General features: G+C 61.0%; 2 protein-coding genes. One reads left to right on the plus strand and one right to left on the minus strand.

The window, feature by feature from the left end; genetic code table 11:
• A partial coding sequence (locus CV103_RS01740) for a zinc-binding alcohol dehydrogenase family protein (protein WP_107393800.1) occupies window positions 1–1,092 on the minus strand: 1,092 nt, incomplete at its 3' end.
• A 122-nt stretch (window positions 1,093–1,214) separates the two neighbouring features.
• On the opposite strand from CV103_RS01740, the gene CV103_RS01745 reads away from it, so the two are divergent.
• Window positions 1,215–1,604: a winged helix-turn-helix transcriptional regulator gene (locus CV103_RS01745; protein ID WP_010400309.1), complete on the plus strand. Its 390-nt coding sequence runs from the start codon at window positions 1,215–1,217 to the stop codon at window positions 1,602–1,604.
• The last annotated feature ends 87 nt before the right edge of the window (window positions 1,605–1,691 follow it).

Raw genomic sequence — 1,691 nt, forward strand, 5'->3', positions numbered from 1 at the left:
ATGCCCTTGCCAAGGGGGCGTCCACATATGAATCACATTCCCGACGCCAAGGGAATCCTGTTTATGGGTCCCGACCCTAGTGTCTTCGAGCACGATCTTCCCGCACGCCCGTCCGGATTCGATCAAGGCATGCGCACGCTTGAGGTTGGCAGCGTTGATCGGGCCGAAATTCTCCGCAAGCGTCGTGCGGATCGTCCCGCTGTCGACGAGTCGCGCCACCTCGCTCAACAAGCGGCCTTGTTCGGCGATATCGGCCGTATCGAACAGCGAGCGGGTGAACATGAGCTCCCAATGCGTCGACACACTCTTCCGCTTGAACGGCATGATGTCGAGAGTCGCCGGATCGTCAATCAGCGCGAAACGGCCCTGAGGCGCGATCAATTCGACAATTTCGGGAAGGTGATGGTCGGTCGCTGTCGTCGAAAAGACAAAGGCGGGCGCACCGATCCCCAGAGCAGCAACCTGTTCCGCCAGAGGCTTCGAATGATCGACGACATGATGAGCGCCGAGCTCTCTCGCCCACGCCTGCGTTTCCGGGCGTGACGCTGTCGCCACCACCGTGAGGTCCGTCAGCTGGCGGGCAAGCTGGATGGTGATTGACCCGACACCGCCGGCGCCACCGATGACGAGAAGGGCGGGAGCCGCGCCGGGCACAGTACGCCCCTCCACATCCAGCCGATCGAACAGGGTTTCCCACGCCGTGATTGCGGTCAGCGGCAGGGCCGCCGCCTCCGCCCAGCCGAGCGTCTTCGGCTTTGGTCCGACAATGCGTTCGTCGACCAGATGAAACTCAGCGTTGCTCCCGGGGCGGTTCAGCGCGCCAGCGTAGAATATTTCATCGCCGGGCTTGAACAGGCTGGCGTCGGGCCCGGCATCCACGACAATGCCGGCCGCGTCCCACCCCAATATTTTCCAGTCATTGTCTGCCGCCGCTGTGCTCGCGCGGACCTTCGTATCCACGGGGTTGACGGAAACGGCGCGGATTTCCACCAGAAGATCGCGCCCTTGCGGAACGGGGCGCGGCAATTCGATATCTACGAGCGAGTTGAGAGCCGCAATGGGTTGCGGGGTCTGATAGCCAACGGCACGCATCTTCATACTCCTTAGGCTTGTGTTCCGGGGAGGCATTGCTGCCTGGCGCCAGATCGCAATCCGGAGTGTTACTGACAAGTACGCACATATTTTGTATATAGTATCAAAAAGGATACCGTAGCATGGCACGTACAAGACACGAGCGCTTCGACTGCAGCGGCGGGTGCCCGGTGGAAGCGACGCTTGCGCTCATCGGCGGCAAGTGGAAAGGCGTCATCCTCTGGCACTTGTTGCATGGGACCATGCGCTTCAACGAAATCCGCCGGCGCCTGTCGGGCGTCACCCAGAGAATGCTGACCAATCAGCTACGTGAACTCGAAGCGGACGGATTGATCATTCGCACCGTTTATCCGCAGGTGCCGCCCAAGGTGGAATATTGCTTGTCAGAACACGGCCGCAGTCTTGAGCCCGTGATCCTGGCGCTCAAGGCGTGGGGCGAAGCGAATGTCCTGGCCCCTGCCCTTCCGCCGGTTTCCTCGATCAAGGAAAGCATGACGAGCGCGGCTGCGTAACAGCTCGAGCTAGGGTCGGGACCCATAAACAGGATTCCCTTGGCGTCGGGAATGTGATTCATATGTGGACGCCCCCTTGGCAAGGGC

This window comes from Edaphosphingomonas fennica (genome assembly GCF_003034225.1).
GTDB classification, from domain to species: domain Bacteria; phylum Pseudomonadota; class Alphaproteobacteria; order Sphingomonadales; family Sphingomonadaceae; genus Sphingomonas_E; species Sphingomonas_E fennica.

What these genes read in the sequence shown, in the direction of transcription:
- CV103_RS01745 (WP_010400309.1), top strand. Translation starts at nt 1,215, where the DNA reads ATGGCACGTACAAGACACGAGCGCTTCGACTGCAGCGGCGGGTGCCCG.